Genomic DNA, 22347 nt, shown 5'->3' with positions numbered 1-22347 from the left:
TTCTCGTTTATCAAAGTTTGGTCAAGGACAGGCCAGCCCAGGTTGCGAGCAGCCCGCCGAATACGCTGAGGGCCGCATAGCCCAATGCCAGTGGCACCTGCCCGCTTTCCAGCAGGCGCACCGTATCCAGTGAAAAGGATGAAAAAGTGGTCAAGCCACCCAGGAAACCGACCATCAGCCCGGCGCGGACTTCAATCGGTACTTCCGGGCGTATCAGAAAAAGTCCGTACAGGACGCCAATCAGCAGGCAGCCCACGATATTAACGGCCAATGTCGCGGTATAAAAGTGCCGCGGCCAATTGGCGTTGATCCAGTTACCCGTAGCGAAGCGCAACAATGTACCTGCAATGCCACCCACCGAGACCGCTGCAATCAATGGAATCACGGTTTTCTCCGCTGTTTGGGGCTGGCCCGGTCCAGTGCGGCGAGGTATTTCAACTTTTCGCCGATTTTGAGCTCAAGGCCCCGTGGCACCGGCTGATACAGGTTCAAGGGTTCAAGTTCGTCCGGGTAATAGTCTTCCCCGGCCGCGTACGCGTCAGGCTCGTCATGGGCATAGCGATACTCGTCGCCATAACCCAGTTGCTTCATCAGCTTGGTCGGCGCATTGCGTAAATGCAGCGGCACTTCCAGCGAGCCGTATTCTGCCGCGCTGCGCAGTGCGGCCTTGAAACCCATGTACACCGCGTTGCTTTTCGGTGCGCAGGCCAGGTAAGTGATGGCCTGGGCCACTGCCAGTTCGCCTTCCGGGCTGCCGAGCCGCTCTTGCACATCCCAGGCCGACAGGCACAGGCTCAGAGCTCGCGGGTCGGCGTTGCCGATATCCTCACTGGCCATGCGTACCACGCGCCGGGCGATGTAAAGCGGATCGCAGCCGCCGTCGATCATGCGTGCAAACCAGTACAGGGCACCGTCAGGATTCGAGCCGCGCACCGACTTGTGCAAGGCAGAGATCTGGTCATAAAAGGCTTCGCCGCCTTTGTCGAAACGACGCTGGGTATCACCCAGCAGGTTGTGCAGCAGCTCGGTGCCGATTTCGCTGTGGTCTTCGGCGAGGTCCGAAGCGTTTTCCAGCAGATTGAGCATGCGCCGGCCATCGCCGTCAGTCGCCCGCAGCAAAATCTGAAAGCTTTCTTCGCCAAGGGTCAGACCGCGCTTGCCCAGGCCCTTGTCTTCGGTCAGCGCACGCTGCACCAGCTTGCGTAGCGCCGCTTCGTCCAGGCTTTTGAGCACATAGACCCGCGCCCGCGAGAGCAAGGCGTTGTTCAGTTCGAACGAGGGGTTTTCCGTGGTGGCACCGATAAAGATAAGGGTGCCATCTTCGACATAGGGCAAAAAGGCATCTTGCTGCGACTTGTTGAAGCGATGCACTTCGTCAACAAACAGGATGGTGCGGCGCCCATACTGGCCAGCCTGCTGCTTGGCGATTTCGACGGCCTGGCGAATCTCCTTGACCCCGGCCAGGACCGCCGAGACCGTTTCAAAGTGGGCATCCGAGACTTCCGCCAGCAGCCGCGCCAGGGTGGTCTTGCCCACGCCCGGCGGGCCCCAGAAGATCATGGAGTGCAGTGCACCCTGCTCCAGTGCCTCACGCAAGGGCTTGCCGCGGGCGAGCAGGTGCTGCTGGCCGACATACTCGTCCAGGTTGGCCGCACGCAAACGGGCAGCCAGTGGCTGGGCTATCGGGGCACTTCGAAACAGATCCATGGGCAGCGTTTGAAACCTCTTCCAGGGCTTATTCCTGGATAACATCAGCCCCTTTCGGGATATCGAACTTGAACTTGGAAGCCGGGATCGGCTCATTGACCTTGACCCCGGTGAACAGGATGTTGGTGCGCTGACCCACGCTGTCGATCAACTGCATGTCGTTGATCTTGCCGCCGCGAAACGACAGGCGCAGGGAGTCGAACAAGGTGTCCTTGGTCTTGGGCTTGAGGGTGAAGTCCATTACATCACCGGCCTGTTTGGAGGTGATGTCAAAACTTTCACTGATCTTCGACACATCACCGGACAGCAACAGGGCCGGGGTCTGGGTCAGGCGCTGATCGAGTTTCTTGATCGTGACCTGCTCCAGGTCCGGGTCCCACAGCGAGACTTTCTGCCCATCGGAGACCATCAATTGCTCCTGGGGAGCATCGGTGTGCCAGTAGAACAGCCCAGGACGCTTTACCGACATTTCGCCGGCAGTTTCCTGCAACTGGGTGCCACTGCCGTCGAGGGTCAGCTGGGAAAAACGGGCCGTGATGGTATCAGAGCCCAACAGTTGGCCAAGACGCTTCACACTCTCGGCGTCGGCATGGGCCGACAGCGAGGAAAAGGCCAGTACCGGTAGCAACAGCATGCTGACAAAACGCATGGACATCCTCATTGATTAGTTAGAAGCCCTGGGGCTGATCAATCGCGCATCGGGGCCGGCGCCAGTACTTCGCGCGAGCCATTAGTGTTCATAGATGTTACGACCCCGGCCATTTCCATGGATTCAATCATTCGCGCAGCGCGGTTGTAACCGATCTTCAATTTGCGTTGTACAGCAGAAATGGAGGCACGACGGCTTTCCAGTACAAACTGTACGGCTTCGTCATACAAGGCATCCGTTTCAGGGTCGTCCCCTCCTTCGCTACCACCGCCTTCAAAGCCGCTGCCCGCCTCTTCAACACCGTTGAGGATATCTTCGTTGTAGTCCGGAGCGCCGCGCAGCTTCCAGGCTTCAACCACGCGGTGAACTTCATCGTCGGACACAAACGCGCCATGAACCCGGATCGGCAAGCTGGTACCTGGCGGCATATAGAGCATGTCACCGTGACCCAGCAGTTGCTCGGCGCCACCCTGATCGATGATGGTACGCGAGTCGATCTTGCTCGATACCTGGAACGCCATGCGGGTCGGGATGTTGGCCTTGATCAGGCCGGTAATCACGTCCACCGACGGGCGCTGGGTCGCGAGGATCAAGTGGATGCCCGCAGCCCGAGCCTTCTGGGCAATACGGGCGATCAATTCTTCAACTTTCTTGCCGACGATCATCATCATGTCGGCAAATTCGTCGACCACTACCACGATGGTCGGCAACTTCACCAGCAACGGTGCTTCGTCGTGAATGCTTTCGCGCTTGTACAGCGGATCGACAAGTGGCTCGCCGGCATCCTGGGCGTCCTTGACCTTCTGGTTGAAGCCGGCGAGGTTACGCACGCCCATCTTGGCCATCAGCTTATAGCGGCGCTCCATCTCGGCAACGCTCCAGCGCAGGGCGTTGGCGGCGTCCTTCATGTCCGTTACAACCGGGCACAGCAGGTGCGGGATGCCTTCGTAGATCGACAATTCAAGCATTTTCGGGTCGATCATGATCAGCTTGGCGTCTTCCGGGCCAGACTTGAACAGGATCGACAGGATCATGGCGTTAACGCCTACAGACTTACCAGAACCGGTAGTACCGGCTACCAGCAAGTGCGGCATTTTCGCCAGGTCGGTGATCACCGGCCGCCCACCAATGTCATGGCCCAGGGCCAGAGCTACCGGCGACTTGGCGTTATCGTACTCAGGGGTCGACAACACTTCGGAGAAGCGCACGATCTGGCGGTCTTCGTTGGGAATCTCGATACCGACGGTGGTTTTGCCAGGAATGACCTCAACCACCCGCACACTGGTCACGGCCAGCGAGCGCGCGAGGTCCTTGGCCAGGTTGGCAATGCGGCTGACCTTTACGCCAGCAGCAGGTTGAATTTCGTAACGGGTAATCACCGGGCCCGGGTGGATGGAATCCACCGTCACTTCGACGCCGAATTCCTTGAGCTTGATTTCCAGCAAGTGGCCAACGGCCGCTAGGGATTCGGGGGAATAATTGAGCTGTTTTTTCTCGGCCGGATCCAGAATCGAGATCGGCGGCAAGGTACCTTCAACCGCGCTGTCCACAAACAACGGCGCCTGTTTCTCTTTTTGCACGCGCTTGCTCGGCTCGGGCGCCTTGGGCGGTGCCGGGGCAATCACTGCCGGCACGTGTTTTTCACGCTCGGACATGTGCTTGCTCAACGCCTGCTCGCGCTCGATCAGGCGCTCTTTGGCCTTGGCCTGCTCACGCTTGTCGGAAACGCTTGGCGCGACCACTTCATTGACCCGGGCATCCACTTCGCGCAGCTTGGCCTGCAGTTGCTTGCGCTCGTTACGTTCGGCCCACCAACGGTTGGCCGCGCCCTGGATCAGCTCGAACAGGTCGAGGGTGATCTTGCCCGTCACGTCCATGACCTTGAACCATGACAGGTCGGTAAACACCGTCAGGCCAAACAGGAACAAGGCAATCAATAGCAGGGTACTGCCCTGGATATTCAGTGCATTCCTGGCCAGGTCGCCCAGGCTTTCGCCCAGCGCACCGCCCGCCCCCGCAGGCAGACCCGAGGCAGAGTGAAAATGGATATGGGCCAGCGCCGCACCGGAGAGCACCAGAAAAATCAGGCCGACCAGACGCCACGAAAACAGCCAGCCGCTCCACTGCCAGGGCTGATGCCGCTCGCGGAAGATCTGGTAGGCCTTGACCGCCAGCAGCAGCGGAAAAATATAGGCAAAGTAACCCAGCACCATAAACAGGATGTCGGCACTGTAGGAGCCGGCTGGTCCGCCGAAGTTCTGTACATCGACAACCCGGCTGTTATGGCTCCAGCCGGGGTCATCCTTGCCATAGGTCAGCAGGGCCATCATCAGGAACAGGCACAGGGCGCCGATAGCGATCAATGCACCTTCCTTGAGCCGGTAGTGCAATTGCTGACGCCAGAGAGGAACTGCTTTGGGTGCTGCTGTGGATTTCTTCAAAACGGGTCTTTTCCTGCGCCTGTGGCGCGCCCAACTATTAATTGACTAATGTGACTGCAAAATACTGCTCATAGCGAGCAGACGACAAGTTCGGACTTGAAATGAGCCCTGCCCTTATTATTGCGTGCTGCAACGTGGAGCAGTTTAGATCAGCTCATACAGGCAGGCCATTGTACGGGTTTGAGCCGCTGATGCCATGCTGGCCATAACTCGCCGGGAAGCGCCAATTTGAGCATGTATTACCTTTTGTGACAAAGACTTATACCACCACCAAAACACAGCTTGTAATTAACTGGCAGATCGACTGAGACCGCACTTGCGTGACAGAGTTGCAGCCGCCCTCCCCTTCTTGTGCAAGACTCAATGCCATGCTGACCTGGTTAAAACGCGACACCCTGACATTTCCGCCACTGGCCAACGCCATGCGCGAACCCAATGGCCTGCTGGCCGCTGGCGGTGACCTGTCCGCCGACCGGCTGATCCAGGCCTATCGCCATGGCTGTTTTCCGTGGTTCAGCGAGGGCCAGCCAATCCTGTGGTGGTCGCCTGATCCGCGCACGGTGCTGTTTCCCGAAGAGCTGCATATCTCCCGCAGTTTGGGCAAACTGCTGCGCAAGCAACGCTACCAGGTGAGTTTTGACCGCGACTTCGCAGCCGTGATCCAGGCCTGTGCCGCTCCACGAGACTATGCGGATGGCACCTGGATTACCGACGACATGCAAAACGCCTATATCGAACTGCATGCCCGCGGCCATGCCCATTCGGTGGAAGTCTGGGACAACGGTGAGCTGGTGGGCGGATTGTATGGCCTGGCCATGGGCCAGTTGTTTTTTGGCGAGTCCATGTTCAGCCGTGCCGACAACGCCTCAAAGTTCGGCTTCGCCACGCTGGTCAGACAGCTGCAGGCCTGGGGGTTTGTGCTGATTGACTGCCAGATGCCCACAGATCACCTGCAAAGCCTGGGAGCGCGTTCAATCCCGCGCCAGATATTTGCCGAGTATTTGCAAAAACATCTGGATCTTCCCACAACTGCGCAGTGGGTTTAGTAGGCGACTTTTGCGCGCTGGCTTACACTTAATTTAAAGATTTTCCGAGGGTTCATCATGACCGAGTTGGCGCGCTTGAAGTTTTATGCCACTCAACCTCACGCATGCAGCTACTTGCCTGGCGAACAGGCCACCACGCTGTTCCTCGACCCCAGCCAGCCGATGGATGTGCAGGTTTATGCCGATTTGTCCGAGATGGGTTTCCGGCGCAGTGGCGACCATCTTTATCGCCCGCATTGCCTGAAGTGCGATGCCTGCACCCCGGCGCGCATCCCTGTTGCCCGCTTCCTGCCCAACCGCCAGCAAAAACGCATTTTCAAGCGCAATGCCGACTTGCAGGTAGAGGCGGTAAAACCGGCGTTCAGTGAAGAGAACTTTGATCTTTACCAGCGCTATATCGAGCAGCGCCATGCCGATGGCGATATGTACCCGCCCAGTCGCGATCAATTTTCGACCTTCCTGGTGCGCGACCTGGCGTTTTCCAGGTTTTACGAATTCCGCCTTGATGGCCGTTTATTGGCGGTCGCCGTCACGGACGTGCTGCCCAATGGCCTGTCGGCGGTCTACACCTTCTACGATCCCGACGAAGAGCGGCGCAGCCTGGGGCGCTATGCAATCCTCTGGCAAATCGCCGAAGCGCGCCGCCTGGAGCTGGATGCGCTGTATCTGGGGTACTGGATCAAGAACTGCAAGAAGATGAATTACAAGACCGAATATCGGCCCATTGAGCTCTTAATCAATCAGAGATGGAGCTCTCTTGATTGAACCCTTGGCTTAACCCCCATTTTTCGGGCACAATGCACGCCGCTTTTGCCTGGCGCAGTTGCACCGGGCCATTCATTGGACACCGAGGGCTTTACTGCATGTCGAAAGAAGACAGCTTCGAAATGGAAGGCACTGTCGTCGACACCCTGCCCAACACCATGTTTCGTGTGGAGTTGGAAAATGGGCACGTCGTAACCGCGCATATCTCCGGCAAGATGCGCAAGAACTACATTCGTATTCTTACCGGTGACAAAGTGCGCGTCGAGCTGACGCCCTATGACTTGAGCAAAGGGCGCATCACTTACCGCGCTCGCTAAGCAAGTCAATACAAAACGCCCGGCTCTGCCGGGCGTTTTTGTTTGTCTGCGATTTGAGTCTGCTGTGGGAGCAAGCCTGCTCGCGAAGCAAACGACGCAATTTTTCGGGCAAACCGCAGTAATCCCTTCGCGAGCAGGCTCGCTCCCACAATCAGGGCTCAACATATAAAGTTTGAACTCCTGTAACTGTTTTGTCTTATTAGCTATATACCCAAACCTAACTTCCAAACTTCCTGAACCCTGGCTGTACCAGCCACACTTGCCGGGTTTAAACATTGACTTGCACCCGCGGCCTGAGTAGATTGCACAGGCCGGTCATTCAGGCCGCCTATAAACTTCACAAAAGAAGCCAATGGACACAGTATCTAGTCGCTGTCCGGTCACCGTCACTACGGCGATCCGGGCGCTAAATCCAGACATTGACAGGACTCGCCTGCACGGCGGGGTCAACTGCGCTAGAGCCTGACGCTCCATCGTAACGACCTCACCGGCGACAGTCCGGTCACGAGGTGTGTTATGACCTTTAAAACCCATGTACTACCCGGCGTTCAAGCCTTTGCCTCAAGCATGCGCGTGAAACTTTCACGCGAGCCCACCCTGGCCCGCTCGACCCGCTCACCCTTTTCCACAACCGTTGCCGAGGCAAAACCTGCGCACCGCCAGGTGCATTGGCGCGTCAGCCCTGCCACAGGCCAACTGGAGCAGCGCTGGAGCATGGCCGACACCCAGGACCCGCAGAGTCGGTTCTTGCGCTGATTCACAATTAATTAAAACCCTGCCAACCCACTGGAGTTCCTTATGGAAGAAGCCAGTAGTCACCCGCTGCCCGCGTATTAATTACTTCGCAGCAGCGGGACTTTAAAGCGCACTAAACACTTCAATTAAACCGATTGCGAAGTTTGCGACTCGGCATACATTGGCACGCCTTTTAAAAGGCCATTCAATATATGCCCGGTCAAGAGTTGGCGACAGGAGTACTCATCATGAGCGCCGTAAAAAATACTAAAGTTCGGGACAAGAACAGCGCCAGCGACAGCAATAAACTGTCCATGCGTGCCGCTCGGGAAGCACAAAACGGCCTTTCGGCCACCCTGGCCAATGTACGCGCCACTACCGCAGGCCTGACCGAGCAGGAAGCCACTGAACGCCTGCAAAGCGATGGCTACAACGAAGTGGCTCACGACAAGCCGCCTCACGCACTGGTGCAGTTTCTGCTGGCCCTGCATAACCCTTTTATCTATGTGCTGCTGACCCTGGGCGTGATCAGCTTTGTCACTGACTACTGGCTGCCAGAACGCGATGGCGAAGAAGGCGACCTGACCAAAGTGATCATCATTGGCCTGATGGTTGGCCTCAGCAGCCTGCTGCGGTTCTGGCAGGAGCACCGCTCGGCCAAGTCCGCCGAAGCCCTCAAGGCCATGGTCCGCACCACCGCGACCGTGGTGCGGCGCGACAACAGCGGTACCCGCACCTCGGTGCATGAAATACCGATGCGCGAACTGGTAGCCGGCGATATCGTGCAGCTGTCGGCCGGGGACATGATCCCGGCGGATATTCGCCTGATCGAATCCCGCGATCTGTTTATCAGCCAGGCCGTGCTGACCGGCGAAGCCTTGCCGGTGGAGAAGTACGACACCCTGGGCGATGTGACACAAAAGTCCGCCTCCAGCACCGCCGCCGACCAGAGCAACCTGCTGGATCTGCCCAATATCTGCTTTATGGGCACCAACGTGGTCAGTGGCACTGCTCGCGCCGTAGTCGTGGCCACCGGTCCGCGCACCTACTTTGGCTCGCTGGCCAAGGCCATCGTCGGCTCGCGCACGCAAACCGCGTTCGATCGCGGAGTCAACAGCGTCAGCTGGCTGTTGATCCGCTTTATGCTGGTTATGGTGCCCATTGTGTTTTTCCTCAATGGTTTCTCCAAGGGCGACTGGGGCGATGCCTTCCTGTTTGCCCTGGCAGTGGCCGTGGGCCTGACCCCGGAAATGCTGCCAATGATTGTCAGCGCCAACCTGGCCAAGGGCGCAACCGCCATGGCCAAACGCAAGGTGGTGGTCAAACGCCTCAATGCCATCCAGAACCTGGGCTCGATGGACGTGCTGTGCACCGACAAGACCGGCACCCTGACCCAGGATCACATCATCCTTGAGCATCATGTCGACGCCAGCGGCAAACGCGACGAGTCGGTACTGGCGCTGGCCTGGCTCAACAGCCATCACCAGAGCGGCATTCGCAACCTGATGGATCAGGCCGTGGTGCAGTTTTCCCGCCAGGACCCCAAGTTCAACGCGCCACTCAACTACAGCAAGGTAGATGAACTGCCGTTTGATTTCGTGCGGCGACGCCTGTCGATCATCGTCAAGGACACCCGTGGCGATCACCTGCTGGTGTGCAAGGGCGCTGTCGAAGAGATGCTCGACATCGCCACCCATGTCATGGAAGGCGACACCCGTGTTGCCCTGGATGCCACACGTCGTGAGCAATTGCTGGCCCTGGCCAGCGAGTACAACGAGGACGGCTTCCGCGTGCTGCTGGTAGCCACCCGTGAAATCCCCAAGACTCAGGCGCAAAAGCAGTACAACACTGCTGACGAAAGGGACCTGGTGATCCGCGGCCTGCTGACCTTTCTCGATCCGCCAAAAGAAACGGCCGGCCCGGCAATTGCCGCCCTGCAAGATATCGGCGTAGCGGTCAAGGTACTGACCGGCGACAACGCAGTTGTCACCAGCAAGATCTGCCGCCAGGTGGGCCTGGAGCCAGGCACGCCACTGCTTGGGCCACAAATCGAAACAATGGACGACGCCGCACTGCAACTGGAGGTTGAGCAGCGCACGGTGTTTGCCAAGCTCACCCCGCTGCAAAAATCCCGGGTGCTGAAAGCGCTGCAAGCCAATGGCCATACCGTCGGTTTTCTCGGTGACGGTATCAATGACGCGCCAGCCCTGCGCGATGCCGACGTAGGCATTTCGGTAGACAGCGGCACGGATATCGCCAAGGAGTCGGCTGACATCATCCTCCTGGAAAAGAGCCTGATGGTGCTCGAAGAAGGCGTACTCAAGGGGCGCGAGACCTTCGGCAATATCATGAAGTACCTGAACATGACCGCCAGCTCCAACTTCGGCAACGTGTTCTCGGTATTGGTAGCCAGCGCCTTCATCCCTTTTCTGCCAATGCTGTCGATCCACCTGCTACTGCAAAACCTGATGTACGACATCTCCCAGCTGGCCTTGCCGTGGGACAAGATGGACAGGGAATACCTGCAAAAACCGCGCAAGTGGGACGCCAAGAACATCGGCCGCTTCATGATCTGGATCGGGCCAACGTCGTCGATCTTCGACATCACTACCTTCGCCCTGATGTGGTACGTGTTCTCGGCCAACAGCGTGGAAATGCAGACCCTGTTCCAGTCCGGCTGGTTTATTGAGGGACTGCTGTCACAAACCCTGGTGGTGCACATGCTGCGCACGCGCAAGATTCCGTTCTTCCAGAGCACTGCAGCATGGCCGGTGATCATGATGACCCTCATCGTGATCGTGCTGGGTATCTACGTACCGTTCTCGCCCCTGGGCACCATGGTGGGCCTGGAACCACTGCCGTTGTCGTATTTCCCTTGGCTGGTGGCCACCCTGTTCAGCTATTGCTGTGTCGCGCAACTGATGAAAACGATCTACATCCGCCGTTTCAAGCAGTGGTACTGAGTTGAAACAACGCGGGCCGGCGCCACACCGCGCCAGCCCGCGCGCAAAAAATGAATGCGTGTTCTGTGGAGATTCCTCATGTCGGGAACCACTCTGTTACTCAACCTCGCGGGCGCCATCGCACTTTTGCTGTGGGGCACCCATATGATTTCCACGGCCCTGCTGCGCGGGTTTGGCACCCAGTTGCGCAACTGGATGGGGCGCAATCTGAATAACCGCTGGATGGCACTGATGAGCGGCATCGGCATTACCGGCGTACTGCAAAGCAGTACGGCGGTCAGCCTCATGGCCACGTCCTTTACCGCCGCCGGCACCCTGGGCCTGGCGCCCGCCCTGGCCGTGATGCTGGGGGCCAATATCGGCTCGACCCTGGTGGTACAACTGCTGAGTTTTGATACATCGCTGGCAATGCCGGTGATTTTGCTGACAGGTTATATCGTCTTTCGCCTGCGCGATGATTCGCGGTTTGAAAGCGTCGGCTGCGCACTGATAGGCCTGGGCCTGATGCTGCTGGCCCTGGGCTTGCTCAGCGCCACTCTGGGGCATATGGAAGCCACCTCGGCGTTTCGCGCCATCATGCAAAGCCTGGAAGGCGATGTGATCATCGCGGTGGTCGCTGCCGTACTGCTGACCTGGATCTGCCACTCCAGTGTCGCCGTGGTGCTGTTGATCGCCTCGCTGGCAGGTGCTGGCCTGATGACGCCCGCCACCGCCATCGCCTTGATGCTCGGCGCCAATATCGGCGGCGCCTTGCCCTCCGTGATGAGCGCCAGTTCGCCAGTGGCGCGACGTCTGCCTATGGGCAACTTGCTGGCGCGCCTGCTGGGCTCCTTGGCGCTGCTGCCCTGCCTGCCGCTGATAGCCAACTTGCTGGCTCGCAGCGATATCGGCCTGGCACATTGGGTGGTTTACCTGCATACCGCGTTCAATCTGCTGCTGGCCGTGGTGTTTATCGGCCTGACCGAACCTTGCGCACGCCTGCTGACTTACCTGTTTCCCCAGCAGGAGCCACCAGCAGACCCCGGCATGCCGCAATACCTGGACGAGGCCGGGCTTGAAGTGGCCAATATCGGCCTGTCCAATGCCGTACGCGAAGCCCTGCGCCTGGCGGACATGACCTCGCTGATGCTCAACCAGGTGTTGCAGCTGTTCGAGAAACCCGATCCGGACACAGCGGACAAGGTGCGCCAACTGGATCACTCCATCGACCTGCTAAGTGCCGCGATCCGCGCCTATCTTGCAGACATTGGCCAGGATGGCCTGAGCGATGACGATGCCGATCGCGCCCAGGAAGTGCTGATGTTCGTGATCAACCTTGAGCACGCCGGCGACATCCTCGGCAACCTCGCGCAACTGGCTGTTCGCCGCACACGCCGTGGCGAACGCTTTTCCTCATTCGAACTGATCCAGATCCAGGCCATGCACCTGGCCCTGCTGGACAGCCTGAACCTGGCCATTACCGCGTTTTTGCGTGAGGACGTGAGCGCTGCCAAGGCTCTGATCGGCCACAAGGAGACCGTGCGCAAGCTGGAAGCCAGCGCCAGCCGCGAGCACTTTCGCAAGCTGCAGAACGACAAGACGGCCTGGGCCGAATCCGGGGATATCTTCCAGCGGGTGCTGCGCGACTACCGACGCGTCCATCATCATATTGCCGCACTCGGCTATACGGTACTGGAGCGCAATACCGCGTCGGCCCAGGCCGCTTGATCGCAGACAGCAAAAAGGCGCCCAAGCACCAATGCAAACCAGTCATGGGCATTGTGGGAGCGGGCTTTCCCGCGATCCAGACGACGCGGTTCAACTATCAAACCGCGCTGTTCCAATCGCGAGCAAGCCCGCTCCCACAGGGATTTTGCATCCCGCCCAACTGATCGTCACTGGCCCGAAGGCGCCTTTTATGACTAGGGTGTTACATCAAGCCATTTCGACTGCGGTTTCAAACTCGAAGGTCAACTCGCCGTTTTCCAGGTCGATGTGTACCACACCGCCATGATCGGCCAGTTCACCAAAGAGAATCTCCTCAGCCAACGGACGCTTGATCTTGTCCTGGATCAAACGGGCCATCGGCCGTGCCCCCATCAGCGCGTCATAACCACCCGCTGCAAGCCAGCCACGCGCCGCATCCGACACCTCGAGCTGCACGTGCTTGTCTTCCAGCTGCGCCTGCAGTTCGGTAAGGAACTTGTCCACCACATGCTTGATAACCTCATGGCTGAGGCGACCAAACTGGATAATGGTGTCCAGACGGTTACGGAACTCGGGGGTGAAGCTCTTCTTGATCGCTTCCATGGCATCGGAAGCATGATCCTGATGGGCAAAGCCCATCGAAGCCCGAGAGGCGGTTTCGGCACCGGCGTTGGTGGTCATGATGACGATCACGTTGCGGAAGTCCGCCTTGCGCCCGTTGTTGTCGGTCAGCGTGCCGTGGTCCATGACCTGCAGCAGCAGGTTGAAGACTTCAGGGTGCGCCTTCTCGATTTCATCGAGCAGCAGTACGCAGTGAGGTTGCTTGGTGATGGCCTCGGTCAGCAAACCGCCCTGATCGAAACCGACATAGCCCGGAGGCGCACCGATCAGACGCGATACGGTGTGGCGCTCCATGTACTCGGACATGTCGAAGCGAATCAGCTCGATACCCAAAGCTTTGGCCAACTGGCGTGCTGCCTCGGTTTTACCGACACCGGTGGGCCCTGCGAACAGGAACGAACCGACCGGTTTGTCCGGCGACTTGAGCCCCGCACGGGACAACTTGATTGCCGTGGACAACGAATCGATCGCCGCATCCTGGCCGAACACGGTCAGGCGCAGGTCGCGCTCAAGGTTGCGCAACAGCTCCTTGTCCGAGACCGAGACGTGTTTAGGCGGAATACGGGCGATTTTCGCCACGATATCTTCAACCTGCGCGACTTCAATGCGTTTAACCCGGCTTTCAACCGGTTGCAGACGCTGGAAGGCACCCGCCTCGTCGATCACATCAATGGCCTTGTCGGGCATGTGCCGGTCATTGATATAGCGCGAGGCCAGCTCCGCCGCTGCGCGCAGGGCTTCATCGCTGTACTCGATGCCATGGTGCTGCTCGAAACGACCTTTAAGCCCGCGCAGAATGCTGATGGTATCTTCAACCGAAGGTTCGGATACGTCGACTTTCTGGAAACGGCGCGCCAGGGCGCGGTCTTTTTCGAAGATCCCGCGAAATTCCTGGAACGTGGTGGAACCGATGCAGCGAATGTCACCCGAAGACAGCAGCGGCTTGAGCAGGTTGGACGCATCCATCACCCCGCCCGAAGCCGCACCGGCACCGATGATCGTATGGATTTCGTCGATAAACAGGATCGCTTGCGGGCGTTTCTTCAGCTCGCCCAGCAGCGCCTTGAAGCGCTTCTCGAAATCGCCACGGTACTTGGTACCTGCCAGCAAGGCGCCGAGATCCAGGGAGTAGACGATGCTGTTAGCCAGCAGGTCAGGCACCTGGTTATCGACGATGCGCTTGGCCAGACCCTCGGCAATCGCGGTTTTACCCACGCCTGCCTCACCCACCAGCAACGGGTTGTTTTTGCGCCGACGCGCCAGGATCTGGGCGACACGCTCAACTTCCATTTCCCGACCCACCAGCGGATCGATCCGGCCCTGGCGGGCCAGTTCATTCAGGTTACTGGCATAAGCGTCCAGAGGATTGCTGGAAGACGACGATTCGCCGCCCTCTTCATCCTGCATCTCATGATCGCTGTCGCTGTGCTCGCCATGCCCGGGCACCTTGGAGATGCCGTGGGCAATAAAGTTGACCACATCGATGCGCGCCACGCTCTGTTGCTTGAGCAGGAATACGGCCTGGCTTTCCTGTTCGCTGAAGATGGCTACCAGCACATTGGCGCCGGTGACTTCACGCTTGCCAGAGCTCTGCACGTGGAACACGGCACGCTGCAAGACCCGCTGAAAACCCAGGGTTGGCTGCGTTTCGCGGTCTTCGTCGTGGACGGGGATCAGGGGAGTTGTGGAATCAATAAACTCTTGCAGGTCATGCTTGAGTTTTTCGAGGTTTGCGCCACAGGCGCGTAGAACGGTTGCGGCCGCCTCATTATCCAGAAGCGCTAAAAGGAGGTGCTCAACCGTCATGAATTCATGACGTTTGGAGCGGGCTTCCTTGAAGGCAAGATTGAGGGTGACTTCGAGCTCGCGATTTAACATGGCTTCACCTCATACCCAAGTGGTCGGCGTTAACCGTCCTTCTCGATTTCACAGAGTAGCGGATGCTGGCTTTCACGTGCGTACTGATTTACCTGCGCTGCCTTGGTCTCGGCAATGTCGCGGGTATAGATGCCGCACACAGCCCGTCCTTCTGTATGGACGGCCAGCATGACCTTGGTCGCCAATTCGCGATTCAAGTTAAAAAACACCTCAAGGATCTCTACAACGAAATCCATTGGCGTGTAGTCATCATTAAACAAAACCACCTTGTACATCGGCGGCGCCTGAAGCGCAGGCTTAGCCTCTTGCACAGCCAAGCCAGCGGAGTCTTCGTCATCAAAATCGGGGTGATCCTGATTAAATGTTAGTCGAGTCTGGCTGATTGCATGCATGGAAAGAAAGGTTCGTCGTTGGTTGTGCAACTACAGTGATGGAGGCAAAGGTGTCAAATTTCAACACCGCCGCCGCGTGACCTTGACTATCGGTAAAACGGTGTTACAACCATATAGTACCCACAGTGGGGAAAAATGGTCCGCGCAGTCAACCACTTTTACTGGTTTCTGTGCGAGTTGACTGGATGATACTCCAGTGATGGAGTTGTTTGCAGCAGAGGGATATGAGTATGCAAGGCAAGGTCAAGTGGTTCAACAACGCCAAAGGCTTCGGCTTCATTAATACGCAGGCCAAGGAAGGCATCGATGAACACGGAAACCCGATCGACTTTTTTGCGCATTTTTCGGCAATCCAGATGGACGGTTACAAGACGCTCAAGGCAGGCCAACCCGTGAGCTTCGAAATAATCCAGGGCCCCAAGGGCCTGCATGCTGTTGCAATCACCAACGCTCAAGTTCCAGCCAGCGCTTCAGCGACCGCGCAAGAGGTGACCAGCCTCCCGGTCTGACCCGCTGCCCAAGAAACCGGCCGATTCGATCATGCGAATCGGCCGGTTTTTTTATGCCCGCGCCATCACGAGGAAAAATTGAGGTTGCCGAAAAACCCCGTAATCACGGGGCAAACCGCGAAAAATCAGGGCATTTTGCCGCAGGGACTTAGACCAATGGATGATTCGTGTTAGGCCGCCCCCCTCGCAGCAACCTTGGTGACCTATGTATACTGCGCCGGTGACCATGGAGTCACCTGCAAACACATGCTGGAATGAGTCTTTCAGGCCTAGAAAGGCTGGGCCGTTACCCCGGCCCGACCGCTTGACGCTCTACTGATGCATTCACATCACCGCGAAGAACCTCGACTTTCGGCTCATTGTTCACTGTGAACGAAAGCGCCTACCCTGCGCATCTCGAGTATCTGAGCACGCTCAGCAAAGAAGAGAGTTAATCCGAAATGCCCAACCGTTCGAAGATCATCTATACCTTCACCGACGAAGCTCCGGCGCTCGCCACCTATTCACTGCTGCCTATCATCGAGGCGTTTACCGCCAGCGCCGATATCGCCGTTGAAACGCGCGACATCTCTCTGGCTGGCCGCATCCTCTCAAGCTTCCCCGAGCAATTGGGTGACAAGGCTGTAGCAGACCACCTCGCCGAACTGGGCGCCCTGGCCGTTACCCCTGAAGCCAACATCATCAAGCTGCCCAATATCAGCGCCTCGGTCCCGCAGTTGCAGGCCGCGATCAAAGAACTGCAAGCGCAGGGCTTCAACATCCCGGACTACCCGGAAACCGTCACCACTGACGCTGAAAAAGAAATCAAGGCGCGTTACAGCAAAGTGATGGGCAGTGCCGTAAACCCGGTACTGCGCGAAGGCAACTCCGACCGCCGCGCACCGCTGTCGGTCAAGAACTACGCGCGCAAGCACCCGCACAAAATGGGCGCCTGGGCTGCAGACTCCAAGTCCCACGTTGCTCACATGAGCGAAGGCGACTTCTACGGCAGCGAAAAAGCCGCCCTGATCGAAGCACCGGGCAGCGTTAAAATCGAACTGATCGCTCAAGACGGCACCACCACCGTCCTGAAAGAAAAAACCGCCGTCCAGGCCGGTGAGATCATCGATTGCTCGGTCATGAGCAAAAAAGCCCTGCGCGAGTTCGTAGCGGCCGAAATCGAAGACGCCAAAAAGCAGGGCGTACTGTTCTCGGTTCACCTGAAAGCCACCATGATGAAGGTTTCCGACCCGATCATGTTTGGTCAGATCGTGGCCGAGTTCTACAAGGATGCGCTGGAAAAACACGCTGACGTCCTCAAAGAAATCGGTTTCAACCTGAACAACGGTATCGGCGACCTGTACGCCCGCATCAAGGCGCTGCCAGCCGAGAAGCAGGCTGAAATCGAAGCCGACATCGAAGCCGTGTACGCCAACCGCCCTGCGCTGGCCATGGTCAACTCCGACAAAGGCATCACCAACCTGCACGTGCCGAGCGACGTAATCGTCGACGCCTCGATGCCGGCCATGATTCGTGATTCCGGCAAGATGTGGAACACCGAAGGCCAGCTGCAAGACACCAAGGCCGTGATCCCGGATCGCTGCTACGCCACCATCTACCAGGCCACCATCGAAGACTGCAAGAAACACGGCGCCTTCGATCCGACCACCATGGGCAGCGTGCCAAACGTTGGCCTGATGGCGCAAAAAGCCGAAGAGTACGGTTCCCACGACAAGACTTTCCAGATCAAGACCCCGGGCGTTGTGCGGGTAACTGACAGCAACGGCAACGTGCTGATGGAACAGAACGTCGAGGAAGGCGATATCTGGCGCATGTGCCAGGCCAAAGACGCGCCGATCCGCGACTGGGTCAAGCTGGCCGTCAACCGTGCCCGCGCCAGCAACACTCCAGCCGTGTTCTGGCTCGATCCAAAGCGTAGCCACGACGCCGAAATGATCAAAAAGGTTGAAACCTACCTGAAAGATCACGACACCAGCGGCCTGGACATTCGCATCATGGCGCCGGTAGAGGCCATGAAGTTCACTCTGGAGCGCACCCGCGCTGGCCTGGATACCATCTCGGTAACCGGCAACGTGCTGCGTGACTACCTGACCGACCTGTTCCCGATCATGGAACTGGGCACCAGCGCCAAAATGCTGTCGATCGTACCGCTGATGAATGGCGGCGGCCTGTTCGAAACCGGCGCCGGCGGCTCGGCCCCGAAACACGTTCAACAGTTGCTGGAAGAAAACTTCCTGCGCTGGGACTCGCTGGGTGAGTTCCTGGCACTGGCGGCATCCCTGGAGCACCTGGGCACAACCTACAACAACCCGAAAGCGTTGGTGTTGGCCAAGACCCTGGACCAGGCTACCGGTCAGTTCCTCGACAACAACAAATCGCCATCGCGCAAAGTCGGCAACATCGACAACCGCGGTAGCCACTTCTACCTGGCGCTGTACTGGGCACAAGCCCTGGCTGCCCAGACTGAAGACAAAGAGCTGCAAGCCCAATTTGCTCCAGTAGCAAAAGCCATGGCCGAGAACGAGGCAAAAATCGTTGCCGAACTCAACGCCGTGCAGGGCAAGCCGGTCGATATCGGTGGTTACTACCACGCCGATGCCGACAAGGTAAGCAAGGTAATGCGCCCTAGCGCCACACTGAACGCGATCATCGCTTCGGTATAAGGGCAACAGGCAACACCACAGACCCCGGCCCACGACGCCGGGGTTTGTGTTTTTACGGCCTACACAAACCCGGTGGGAGCGGGCTTGCCCGCGATAGCATCACCGCGTAAAAAGCACAGACCGAAGCGCCTGCATCGCGAGCAAGCCCGCTCCCACAGGGGATATGCATCCACCTATAAACCGAGACCCACCCCATGGAATGGAAACCCCACATCACCGTCGCCACTGTCGTCGAAGACAATGGCCGCTTCCTGATGGTCGAAGAACTCAAGCGCGACCGCGCCGTGCTCAATCAACCGGCCGGTCATCTGGACCCCGACGAAAGCCTGATCGAGGCCGCCATCCGCGAAACCCTCGAAGAAACCGGCTATGACGTCGAACTGACCGGTGTGATCGGCATTTACCTCTACACCGCTCCCAGCAACGGCGTGACCTACCAGCGCATCTGCTTTGCCGGCAAGGCGCTCAAGCACCACCCCGACTACCAGCTGGACACCGGCATCATTGGCCCGCTGTGGCTGACTCGCGACGAATTGCTTGCACAGCGCGAACGCTGGCGCAGCGAGCTGACCCTGCAGTGCATCGATGATTATCTGGGCGGCAAACTGTTCGACCTGACGTTAATCCGCCCTTCGGTTTAGCCTTGAGCGCTCGGGCCTGCTAGAATCGCGTCCTTTTTCAAGACACTCATTGAATCCTTATGCGTGATCCAGCCCTAGTCGCCCCCGAAAAACAGCGCGTCATCGTCGGCATGTCCGGCGGTGTCGACTCTTCCGTTTCCGCCGTTCTGCTTATGGAGCAGGGCTACCAGGTGGAAGGCCTGTTCATGAAGAACTGGGAGGAAGACGACGGAACGGATTACTGCACCGCCATGGATGATCTGGCAGACGCCCAGGCCGTGTGCGACAAAATCGGCATCAAGCTGCACACCGCCAACTTTGCCGCCGAGTACTGGGACAACGTGTTCGAGCACTTCCTGGCCGAATACAAGGCCGGTCGCACGCCGAACCCGGACATCCTGTGCAACCGCGAAATCAAGTTCAAGGCTTTCCTGGACTACGCCCTGATGCTGGGCGCCGACCTGATTGCTACCGGCCACTATGTGCGCCGTCGCGACATTGACGGCCGTACCGAGCTGCTCAAGGGCCTGGACCCGAACAAAGACCAGAGCTACTTCCTGCACGCCGTCGGCGGCGAACAGATCGCCCGCACCCTGTTCCCGGTAGGCGAGCTGGAAAAACCGGAAGTGCGCCGCATTGCGGAAAAACACGATCTGGCCACCGCGAAGAAAAAAGACTCCACCGGGATCTGCTTTATCGGCGAACGCCGCTTCAGCGATTTCCTGAAGCAATACCTGCCGGCACAGCCGGGCGAGATCAAGACCACAGAAGGTGAAGTGATCGGCCGCCATCATGGCCTGATGTACCACACCATCGGTCAGCGCCAGGGCCTGGGCATTGGCGGCCTCAAGGACGCCAGCGACGAGCCGTGGTACGTGCTGGTCAAGGATCTGGAGCACAACGAGCTGATCGTCGGCCAGGGCAATGACCACCCGTGGCTGTTCTCCGGCGCCCTCCTCGCCTCCGAGATCTACTGGGTCAATCCGATCGACCTGAGCACCCCGCTGCGCCTGACGGCCAAGGTTCGCTATCGTCAGAGCGATCAACCCTGCACCCTGGAAAAAACCGCCAACGGCTACCGCGCCACCTTCGACGACCCGCAACGCGCGGTCACCCCCGGCCAGTCCGTGGTGTTCTACGACGGCGAAGTCTGCCTGGGCGGCGGCGTGATCGAAGTGGCCGAGCCCTGGTCGAGCAAGGGCAAACGCCCATGAACGCCACTCAGGAGCAACTGGTAGCCCTCGGCGGCGTATTTCTGGCCGCAGTGCTGGTGGATAAAATTGCCAAGACCGGCCAGGTCAGCGAAGCCGACCTGAGCTGCATGCTCGGCAGCCTGCTGGTGCGTGACCCCAAGGACACCCTGGAAGTCTTTGGCGGCGACGACATCAACCTGCGCGAAGGCTATCGTGCCCTGATCGGTGCTCTTGAGCGCGATCCCAACACCCTGCAGCGCGAGCCCCTGCGTTACGCACTGTCGATGCTCGGCCTTGAGCGCCAACTGGCCAAGCGGGACGACATGCTGGAGCTGATCGGCAAGCGCCTGCCGCAGATCCAGTCCCAGGTCGAGCATTTCGGCCCGGCCCATGAAAACGTGGTGGCCGCCTGTGGCGCGTTGTACCAGGACACCCTGAGCACCCTGCGCCAGCGTATCCAGGTACACGGCGACATGCGCAACCTGCAACAACCGAACAACGCGGCAAAAATTCGCGCCCTGCTGCTGGCCGGTATCCGCTGCGCAAGGCTGTGGCGCCAATTGGGCGGCCACCGCTGGCAGCTGGTCATCAGCCGACGCAAGCTGCTCAAAGAGCTTTACCCGATGCTGCGCGGCAACTGAAACACGCCGGCAGGCACAGAATTTAAAATCGATACGCGTATGACGCCGGTCACTTGGCAACGGACCGGCCGTTTTTTCATGTATGATACGCGCCCCATTTCGTTGCCCGACTGTCCGAGAACACCCCATGAAGCTCTCTTCGCTCACTGCGGTTTCCCCTGTTGACGGCCGCTACGCCGGCAAAACCCAGGCCCTGCGCCCAATTTTCAGCGAATACGGCTTGATCCGTGCTCGCGTTCTGGTTGAAGTTCGCTGGCTCCAGCGCCTGGCCGCCCACGCTGCCATCCCTGAAGTCCCGGCCTTCTCTGCCGAAGCCAACGCCGTTCTGAATGAACTGGCCGAGAACTTCTCTCTTGAGCACGCCGAACGCGTCAAAGAGATCGAGCGCACCACCAACCACGACGTCAAAGCCATTGAGTACCTGCTCAAAGAACAGGCCGCCAAGCTGCCTGAACTGGCCAACGTCAGTGAGTTCATCCACTTTGCCTGCACCAGCGAGGACATCAACAACCTGTCCCACGCCCTGATGCTGCGTGAAGGTCGTGATGACGTGATGCTGCCGCTGATGCGTCAAACCGCAGAAGCCATCCGCGAACTGGCGATCAAGTTCGCCGACGTACCCATGCTGTCCCGCACCCACGGTCAACCGGCTTCGCCGACCACCCTGGGCAAAGAGCTGGCCAACGTGGTCTACCGTCTGGAGCGTCAAATCGCTCAAGTCGCTGGTGTACCGTTGCTGGGCAAGATCAACGGCGCCGTGGGCAACTACAACGCCCACCTGTCGGCCTACCCGCAGATCGACTGGGAAGAAAACGCCCGCGCCTTTATCGAAGACGAGCTGGGCCTGGGTTTCAACCCGTACACCACCCAGATCGAGCCGCACGACTACATTGCCGAGCTGTTCGACGCCATCGCCCGCTTCAACACCATCCTGATCGACTTCGATCGCGATATCTGGGGCTACATCTCCCTGGGCTACTTCAAGCAGCGCACCATTGCCGGCGAAATCGGTTCCTCGACCATGCCGCACAAGGTCAACCCGATCGACTTCGAAAACTCCGAAGGCAACCTGGGTATCGCCAACGCCCTGTTCCAGCACCTGGCCAGCAAATTGCCAATCTCCCGCTGGCAGCGCGACCTGACCGACTCCACCGTACTGCGCAACCTCGGCGTGGGCTTTGCTCACAGCGTGATCGCGTACGAAGCCAGCCTCAAGGGCATCAGCAAGCTTGAACTGAATGCACAGAAAATCGCTGCTGACCTGGACGCCTGCTGGGAAGTCCTGGCCGAGCCGATCCAGACCGTGATGCGTCGTTACAACATCGAAAACCCGTACGAAAAGCTCAAAGAGCTGACCCGCGGCAAGGGCATCAGCCCTGAAGCACTGCAAACTTTCATCGACGGCCTTGAAATGCCGGAAGCGGCCAAAGCCGAGCTGAAGCTGCTGACTCCGGCCAACTACATTGGCAACGCCGTCGAGCAAGCCAAGCGCATCTGATCGCTGCAACGACCTATTAACGC

The 22347-nt window shown here is 58.6% G+C and carries 18 protein-coding genes; 12 read left to right on the top strand and 6 right to left on the bottom strand.

Annotation, left to right across the window (positions count from 1 at the left end; genetic code table 11):
- Window positions 1-10: 10 nt before the first annotated feature.
- Genes crcB through ftsK form a run of 4 tightly spaced genes read right to left on the bottom strand, consistent with a single transcriptional unit; the run spans window position 11 to window position 4797 of the window.
- Window positions 11-385 (bottom strand): fluoride efflux transporter CrcB, encoded by a 375-nt coding sequence (gene crcB / locus ACP7BE_RS00175; protein WP_095003285.1) that lies wholly within the window; start codon window positions 383-385, stop codon window positions 11-13.
- Window positions 382-1707, bottom strand: a complete 1326-nt coding sequence (locus tag ACP7BE_RS00170) for a replication-associated recombination protein A (protein ID WP_095003286.1) — start codon at window positions 1705-1707, stop codon at window positions 382-384. The genes crcB and ACP7BE_RS00170 overlap by 4 nt, the downstream gene beginning before the upstream one ends.
- Window positions 1708-1735: 28 nt before the next feature.
- Window positions 1736-2356, bottom strand: a complete 621-nt coding sequence (gene lolA / locus ACP7BE_RS00165) for an outer membrane lipoprotein chaperone LolA (protein WP_046809214.1) — start codon at window positions 2354-2356, stop codon at window positions 1736-1738.
- Window positions 2357-2394: 38 nt separating this feature from the next.
- Window positions 2395-4797 carry a DNA translocase FtsK gene (ftsK, locus tag ACP7BE_RS00160; RefSeq protein WP_095003287.1) on the bottom strand — a complete coding sequence of 801 codons (2403 nt, stop codon included), beginning with the start codon at window positions 4795-4797 and terminating at the stop codon, window positions 2395-2397.
- A 368-nt stretch (window positions 4798-5165) separates the two neighbouring features.
- On the opposite strand from ftsK, the gene aat reads away from it, so the two are divergent.
- From aat to ACP7BE_RS00130, 6 genes are all read left to right on the top strand, one after another.
- Window positions 5166-5843, top strand: coding sequence for a leucyl/phenylalanyl-tRNA--protein transferase (gene aat, locus ACP7BE_RS00155; RefSeq protein ID WP_095003288.1), 678 nt, complete (start codon window positions 5166-5168; stop codon window positions 5841-5843).
- Window positions 5844-5900: 57 nt separating this feature from the next.
- Window positions 5901-6608 carry an arginyltransferase gene (locus tag ACP7BE_RS00150; RefSeq protein ID WP_095003289.1) on the top strand — a complete coding sequence of 236 codons (708 nt, stop codon included), beginning with the start codon at window positions 5901-5903 and terminating at the stop codon, window positions 6606-6608.
- 98 nt (window positions 6609-6706) lie between these two features.
- Window positions 6707-6925 (top strand): translation initiation factor IF-1, encoded by a 219-nt coding sequence (gene infA / locus ACP7BE_RS00145; RefSeq protein WP_002553999.1) that lies wholly within the window; start codon window positions 6707-6709, stop codon window positions 6923-6925.
- 516 nt (window positions 6926-7441) lie between these two features.
- Complete coding sequence (locus tag ACP7BE_RS00140; protein WP_426104195.1) at window positions 7442-7681, top strand: hypothetical protein; 240 nt, start codon at window positions 7442-7444, stop codon at window positions 7679-7681.
- Window positions 7682-7908: 227 nt separating this feature from the next.
- A complete protein-coding gene (gene mgtA / locus ACP7BE_RS00135) occupies window positions 7909-10623 on the top strand; it encodes a magnesium-translocating P-type ATPase (RefSeq protein WP_426104193.1) in 2715 nt (904 codons plus the stop codon).
- Window positions 10624-10701: 78 nt separating this feature from the next.
- A complete protein-coding gene (locus ACP7BE_RS00130; protein WP_426104191.1) occupies window positions 10702-12330 on the top strand; it encodes a Na/Pi cotransporter family protein in 1629 nt (542 codons plus the stop codon).
- A 207-nt stretch (window positions 12331-12537) separates the two neighbouring features.
- Here the strand turns inward: ACP7BE_RS00130 and clpA are convergent, their stop codons facing one another.
- Together clpA and clpS are read right to left on the bottom strand one after the other, a co-directional pair.
- Window positions 12538-14808, bottom strand: a complete 2271-nt coding sequence (gene clpA / locus ACP7BE_RS00125; RefSeq protein ID WP_095003293.1) for an ATP-dependent Clp protease ATP-binding subunit ClpA — start codon at window positions 14806-14808, stop codon at window positions 12538-12540.
- 29 nt (window positions 14809-14837) lie between these two features.
- Window positions 14838-15200 (bottom strand): ATP-dependent Clp protease adapter ClpS, encoded by a 363-nt coding sequence (gene clpS / locus ACP7BE_RS00120; RefSeq protein ID WP_016780211.1) that lies wholly within the window; start codon window positions 15198-15200, stop codon window positions 14838-14840.
- A 230-nt stretch (window positions 15201-15430) separates the two neighbouring features.
- Here clpS and ACP7BE_RS00115 point away from each other — a divergent pair, with 230 nt between their 5' ends.
- The 6 genes from ACP7BE_RS00115 to purB all read left to right on the top strand — a co-directional run bounded on the left by ACP7BE_RS00115 (window position 15431) and on the right by purB (window position 22324).
- Window positions 15431-15709 carry a cold shock domain-containing protein gene (locus ACP7BE_RS00115; protein ID WP_095003305.1) on the top strand — a complete coding sequence of 93 codons (279 nt, stop codon included), beginning with the start codon at window positions 15431-15433 and terminating at the stop codon, window positions 15707-15709.
- Between the two features lie 440 nt (window positions 15710-16149).
- On the top strand, window positions 16150-18372 hold the full coding sequence (locus ACP7BE_RS00110) for an NADP-dependent isocitrate dehydrogenase (protein WP_095003294.1): 2223 nt from the start codon (window positions 16150-16152) through the stop codon (window positions 18370-18372).
- 194 nt (window positions 18373-18566) lie between these two features.
- Window positions 18567-19013: an NUDIX hydrolase gene (locus tag ACP7BE_RS00105; protein WP_095003295.1), complete on the top strand. Its 447-nt coding sequence runs from the start codon at window positions 18567-18569 to the stop codon at window positions 19011-19013.
- Window positions 19014-19072: 59 nt separating this feature from the next.
- Window positions 19073-20206 (top strand): tRNA 2-thiouridine(34) synthase MnmA, encoded by a 1134-nt coding sequence (gene mnmA, locus ACP7BE_RS00100; protein ID WP_095003296.1) that lies wholly within the window; start codon window positions 19073-19075, stop codon window positions 20204-20206.
- Window positions 20203-20826 (top strand): high frequency lysogenization protein HflD, encoded by a 624-nt coding sequence (gene hflD / locus ACP7BE_RS00095; RefSeq protein WP_095003297.1) that lies wholly within the window; start codon window positions 20203-20205, stop codon window positions 20824-20826. The genes mnmA and hflD overlap by 4 nt, the downstream gene beginning before the upstream one ends.
- A gap of 127 nt (window positions 20827-20953) precedes the next feature.
- Window positions 20954-22324, top strand: a complete 1371-nt coding sequence (purB, locus tag ACP7BE_RS00090) for an adenylosuccinate lyase (protein ID WP_271350297.1) — start codon at window positions 20954-20956, stop codon at window positions 22322-22324.
- The last annotated feature ends 23 nt before the right edge of the window (window positions 22325-22347 follow it).

The sequence above is a fragment of the Pseudomonas sp. TWR1-1-3 genome, from assembly GCF_049896805.1.
GTDB classification, from domain to species: Bacteria; Pseudomonadota; Gammaproteobacteria; order Pseudomonadales; family Pseudomonadaceae; genus Aquipseudomonas; species Aquipseudomonas bubulae.
This window is presented reverse-complemented; position numbering and strand designations above follow the sequence as displayed.